This is a genomic window from Chryseosolibacter indicum (genome assembly GCF_018598585.1).
Classification (GTDB): domain Bacteria; phylum Bacteroidota; class Bacteroidia; order Cytophagales; family Cyclobacteriaceae; genus Chryseosolibacter; species Chryseosolibacter indicus.
The window spans coordinates 1-5,216 of sequence record NZ_JAHESD010000119.1; the positions used below are offsets into that span (position 1 = coordinate 1).

Here is a 5,216-nt window from a genome sequence, read left to right on the forward strand (position 1 = left end):
CTATCGTGTGGGAGAAAGTAAAGTAAGAAAAGTAAATGTACGGTTTATTGCCGCGACAAACCGAAACCTGGAGCAGGAATCTGAAGCAGGGCATTTTCGAAAAGATTTGTTCTACCGTTTGTCTGTGTTTACCATTTCACTACCACCACTCCGTGAACGAACAGAAGACATTCCTACGTTGGCGCAATTTTTCATCCGCCAGTTTTCGCTTAAAACCAATAAGCCGGAGCCAGGGGTGTCACCGGACTTTTTCAAATCCCTTCAACAGCATGCATGGAAAGGCAATATCCGCGAGCTAAAGAATGTCATTGAGCGATGTATTATCCTTGCTGATGATAAGCTCGATGCATCAATACTTCCGCCCGATTTTAATGTTGACCCTTATGAAATTGCTTTGGACCTCCGTTCGATTGAAAAAAAACATATCAAACATGTGTTGATGCGCTGTAATGGCAATAAAACACAAGCAGCGAAAGTTCTGGACATTGCGCTGACTACCTTGTATCAGAAAATCAAAGAGTACGAACTTTAGTAAGTTCCCGTTGCACCACTACACGGTGTTACAGTTTTTTCAGGATCATATCTCATGGCCGTGCAGAGACAGAACTTCCTGTTTGTACGTTTAAGAATATCATGATTCGCGCACATTTCACATCCTTTCCAAAATTTTTCGTCTGTTGACATTTCTGCAAAAACAGTAGGGTAAAATCCAAGTGCGGTGTTAATCTTCATCACGGCGACACTTGTTGTAATTCCGATGATACTTGCTTCAGGGTATCTCCTTCGGCAGCGATCGAATAACCGCTTTTTTAAAATCTTCGCCAGGCCATGTTCCCTGAATTCGGATGACACGATTAGCCCGGAGTTTGAAACAAATTTGCCATTATTAAATACGGCCATATAACAGAAGCCAGCCCAACGACCATCCCGGTGAAAAGCTATGAGTGCATTGCCTTCCCTCATGTGATTTGCAATCACTTCAGGTGGCCTCTTTCCAATGCCTGTGCCACGTGTTTTAGCACTCTCTTCCATCGCCGTTGAAATTAATTCAGAAAATTGTACATGCCCTTCGGAAGCTACTTCAATCTTGAATTCGTGGCCCTCATCATCCATATGTTATTGTAAAGTTAATGCGGCGTGGTCAGCAACATCTGTACCACAGGCCTTTCCTCAGGTGTTTCGCTCTAAGCACGTGAAAATCCCTTTCGTTTCTGCAATACACCCTACGAAATCCGTAGGGTAGAAGCATTTGACAAAATCATAATTGACTGCAAATCAGGTTCTTGAAAAAGAAGGCATCTGCATTGCCATGAGCAGGAAGCTTAAAACGAAAGCAATATGATCAACGAACGAATAGCACTTGTGATGCTGAATGGAGAGGTACCAGGTAGGGCAGGAGACCCTCACCATACAAAACAATATTATCACACCATTCAGGATTTTGCCTATGCCTCCGCCCTGCTTTGTGAGAAAGGACAGTTTAAAAAGCTGGAGGAATTCCTATGGGTCGCGTGGAAACTTTTCAAGGAAGGAAACGAAACTGTGAAGAGCGGAATTGTAAATGTTTTTCTTTTCACGCTTTCAAGGGCGATGGATCAACATCCCAATGCAAAAAAGAATATTGAACCGTTTATGCCAGGCGAACTGAGGCTTGAGTATGCCCGGATGTTGTATGCCCCTGCAGTGTAAACTATTAAAAGCAACATCAATGAAACCAGGATATTCAAGACCAAAAGCAGGTTTGAAAGCAAAACGAGCGATGTGGTTCTGGCTTTTGTTTATGACCGCAATAACGACGCTCATTACTGCTAAGCTCTTTTACCTGATTCAATGGTGGTTCACATAATCAGAATTTTCAAAACCAATTATATCATGACCATACTCTTACTGGCTGCAGGCCTTTTGTGCTTCGCCATATTCTTTAAAACAGTTGACTACTTCGAAAAAATATAGTGCTATGATGCTGATACTCTTTTGTCTCTCTGTAGCGGTATGCTGCTACCTGCTCTATGTGCTCCTGAAGCCTGAGAAGTTTTAAGGACATTAAAAACAGAAACTATAACTATGAATACAGAAATACTTGGTGTTATTATCACCTTTCTTATTACCGTGCTCCTTGCGTATCCGCTGGGAAAGTACATATCGCGCATATTCAGTGAAGAAAAAACATTTACTGACTTTTTGAATCCGCTTGAGCACTTTATCTACCGCGTATGCGCCATTGATCCGCATGAAAAGATGAACTGGAAACAATTCCTCAAGGCCATGCTTACGATCAATATGCTGTGGCTGGTATATGCATTTTTTCTTCTCGTCTTCCAGGATAAGCTTCCCCTGAATCCTGATGGTAACCCGGGTCAGACACCAGACCTTGCCTTTAACACAGCCATCAGCTTCCTTGTAAACTGTGACTTACAGCACTACTCCGGGGAGTCGGGCGTAACTTACCTCACACAACTTTTTGTGATCAATTTCCTGATGTTTGTAAGTGCTGCTACGGGTATTGCCTGTCTTATTGCAGTTCTTAACGCATTCAGGGAACGAACAACAAACAACCTCGGAAACTTCTGGCACATTTTCACAAGAACAAACACGCGTATCCTCCTACCGATCAGTATGGTGGGTGCCGTGCTCCTTGCTTTTAACGGAACGCCTACAAGCTACGAAGGCAAAGATACTATTACTACCCTTCAAGGCGACACCGTCCAAGTATCACGAGGCCCGGCTGCCGGGATGATCGCCATCAAACATGTGGGCACGAATGGTGGCGGATGGTTTGGAGCCAATTCAGCACATCCGCTTGAAAACCCGAACTACTTTACCAACATGCTTGAGATGATCCTGCAGGTAATTATTCCCATGGCCATGATCTTCGCTGTAGGATTTTACATACGCAGGAAAAAATTTGCCTATGTGGTATTTGGCGTGATGACCCTGGGCATGCTTTGCCTGATGATACCGGCTATCGTCACTGAAACGAACGGTAACCATACCGTTGCATCTCTTGGCGTAACTCAAGAAACCGGGGCTATGGAAGGAAAGGAAGTTCGCTTTGGTCCTGCAGCATCGGCCTATTGGAGTATCATGACAACGATCATCTCAACAGGATCTGTGAATTCGATGCATGACAGTTCGATGCCGCTTTCAGGTATGATGCAGCTTCTGGGTATGATGGTGAATGCATTTTACGGTGGATGTGGTGTCGGTTTTTTAAACTACTTCATCTACATCATTGTAGCCGTGTTCATCTCCGGTCTTATGGTGGGTCGTACACCGGAGTTTATGGGACATAAGATAGAAGCACGTGAGGTAAAGATCGCTATGCTTGTGACGTTGCTCTCGGCATTTCTGATCAAAGGACTGCTGGGTCTTGCTGCCTTTGTCTTCGTTCAGTATCCGGATGCTGCGTGGGTCGTAAAACCTTCGAACTGGCTGAACAACCCTGGATTCCATGGATTTTCAGAGATGCTTTATGAATTTACTTCGGCGAATGCGAACAACGGAAGTGGATTTGAAGGCCTCGGTGATAACAATATTTTCTGGAATATAACCACGGGCTTTGCCCTCATCCTCGCCCGGTTCCTGCCAATCATCGGACCTGTTGCCATTGCAGGATTACTTGCTAATAAGAAGTTTATCCCTGACAGTGCAGGCACCTTACGCACCGATTCATTCACTTTCGGCGTGATGACCTTCGCCGTTATTGTCATCATCACGGCACTATCCTATTTCCAGCCACTGGCATTGGGTCCCCTGGCCGAATACTTCTCACTCTAAATTATTTAAGCCATGACAAGAAAACGTACAATAAAATTATTTGAGGCTGCCCTCGTGAATACAGCAGTCAGACAAGCCTTTGTGAAACTGAATCCGAAGTTGATGGTAAAGAATCCAGTCATGTTTACTGTTGAGATTAGTACCCTCATCATGCTGATCGTTGTATTCCATCAACTTATTACGGGTGATTCCTCACAGGGAGCCATTTGGTATAATGTAACTGTTTTTATTATCCTGCTCGTGACCGTGCTGTTTGCCAATTTCGCTGAAGCCCTTGCCGAAGCCAGAGGCAAAGCACAGGCAGAAAGCCTTCGCAAAACACGTGAAGAAACAAAGGCGAAAAAAATTATTAATGACACTAACCAGGTAGCAATCATCTCATCATCGCAGCTAAGAAAGGGAGACCTTTTTATTTGTGAAGCCGGTGACATCATACCCAACGATGGCGAGATCATTGAAGGCATTGCCACGGTAGACGAGTCCGCCATTACAGGAGAGTCTGCTCCGGTAATTCGTGAGGCAGGCGGCGACAAGTCTTCAGTGACAGGAGGTACAAAGGTGCTTTCAGACAAAATCAAAGTGCGTGTTACTACATCTCCCGGAGAAACATTTCTTGACAAGATCATCGCACTGGTGGAAGGAGCTAGCCGCCAGAAAACACCGAATGAAATTGCATTGACCATCCTGCTGGCAACTTTCACCCTGATTTTTCTGATCGTGTGTGTTGCCTTGAAACCTTATGCTGATTATGCAGGAACACCCATTACCATTGCAGCATTCATTTCCCTTTTCGTTTGTCTCATCCCTACCACCATTGGTGGCCTGCTCTCCGCCATCGGTATTGCAGGAATGGACAGGGCACTGGGTGCTAACGTCATTGCGAAAAGTGGAAAAGCAGTAGAGACCGCCGGCGACGTAGATGTTCTTCTGCTGGATAAGACCGGCACGATAACCATTGGCAACCGGAAGGCTACGAGTTTCCACCCCGTGAATGGAATTCCTATGGATGACCTGATCGAGTGCGCGACGATTGCATCACTTTCTGATGAGACACCCGAGGGGAAATCTATTGTTGAACTCGCAGCTTCAAAAGGATATAAGCATCCCGTCATGGTGGGTTCAGGGGGAGATCCTACCTACGGCCTGCCGAATGCTAAAATTGTTCGCTTCTCTGCAGAGACTCGCTCTTCGGGAATTGACCTGGATAGCCGCAGCATTCGCAAAGGTGCATTTGATGCCATTCGCAATCTTGTTGAGAAAAAAGGAGGTCGCGTTCCGGAAGAGGTAAAACTTTCTGTTGAAAAGATTGCTGCCAATGGCGGAACCCCACTGGTCGTTGCGCAGAATGACACCATTTACGGAACGATAGAATTGCAGGATGTGATCAAGCCGGGTATTACAGAACGATTTGACCGCTTGCGTAGGATGGGCGTAAAGAC

General features: G+C 45.2%; 7 protein-coding genes. 6 read left to right on the forward strand and 1 reads right to left on the reverse strand.

The annotated features are described in order from the left end of the window. On the forward strand, positions 1-532 hold a 532-nt coding region (locus KK060_RS24410; protein WP_254157828.1), incomplete at its 5' end, for an AAA-type ATPase lid domain-containing protein. On the opposite strand, the gene KK060_RS24415 is transcribed toward KK060_RS24410, so the two are convergent. Then, positions 529-1,113, reverse strand: coding sequence for a GNAT family N-acetyltransferase (locus KK060_RS24415; RefSeq protein WP_254157830.1), 585 nt, complete (start codon positions 1,111-1,113; stop codon positions 529-531). The genes KK060_RS24410 and KK060_RS24415 overlap by 4 nt on opposite strands. A gap of 225 nt (positions 1,114-1,338) precedes the next feature. Here KK060_RS24415 and KK060_RS24420 point away from each other — a divergent pair, with 225 nt between their 5' ends. The 5 genes from KK060_RS24420 to kdpB form a co-directional block, all read left to right on the forward strand. After that, positions 1,339-1,689: a DUF7674 family protein gene (locus KK060_RS24420; RefSeq protein WP_254157832.1), complete on the forward strand. Its 351-nt coding sequence runs from the start codon at positions 1,339-1,341 to the stop codon at positions 1,687-1,689. A gap of 19 nt (positions 1,690-1,708) precedes the next feature. Further along, the gene (locus KK060_RS24425) at positions 1,709-1,846 is read left to right on the forward strand and encodes a hypothetical protein (protein ID WP_254157834.1); all 138 of its coding nucleotides are present in this window, start codon (positions 1,709-1,711) and stop codon (positions 1,844-1,846) included. A gap of 114 nt (positions 1,847-1,960) precedes the next feature. After that, positions 1,961-2,038 (forward strand): potassium-transporting ATPase subunit F, encoded by a 78-nt coding sequence (locus tag KK060_RS25325; RefSeq protein ID WP_367397543.1) that lies wholly within the window; start codon positions 1,961-1,963, stop codon positions 2,036-2,038. 26 nt (positions 2,039-2,064) lie between these two features. Continuing rightward, positions 2,065-3,777, forward strand: coding sequence for a potassium-transporting ATPase subunit KdpA (gene kdpA / locus KK060_RS24430; protein WP_254157836.1), 1,713 nt, complete (start codon positions 2,065-2,067; stop codon positions 3,775-3,777). A 12-nt stretch (positions 3,778-3,789) separates the two neighbouring features. Beyond that, on the forward strand, positions 3,790-5,216 hold a 1,427-nt coding region (kdpB, locus tag KK060_RS24435; RefSeq protein ID WP_254157838.1), incomplete at its 3' end, for a potassium-transporting ATPase subunit KdpB.

Bases quoted from the DNA above. Each gene is read 5' to 3' on its own strand.
- KK060_RS24415 (WP_254157830.1), bottom strand. From the start codon at position 1,113: ATGGATGATGAGGGCCACGAATTCAAGATTGAAGTAGCTTCCGAAGGG.
- KK060_RS24420 (WP_254157832.1), top strand. From the start codon at position 1,339: ATGATCAACGAACGAATAGCACTTGTGATGCTGAATGGAGAGGTACCA.
- KK060_RS24425 (WP_254157834.1), top strand. From the start codon at position 1,709: ATGAAACCAGGATATTCAAGACCAAAAGCAGGTTTGAAAGCAAAACGA.
- KK060_RS25325 (WP_367397543.1), top strand. From the start codon at position 1,961: ATGCTGATACTCTTTTGTCTCTCTGTAGCGGTATGCTGCTACCTGCTC.
- kdpA (WP_254157836.1), top strand. From the start codon at position 2,065: ATGAATACAGAAATACTTGGTGTTATTATCACCTTTCTTATTACCGTG.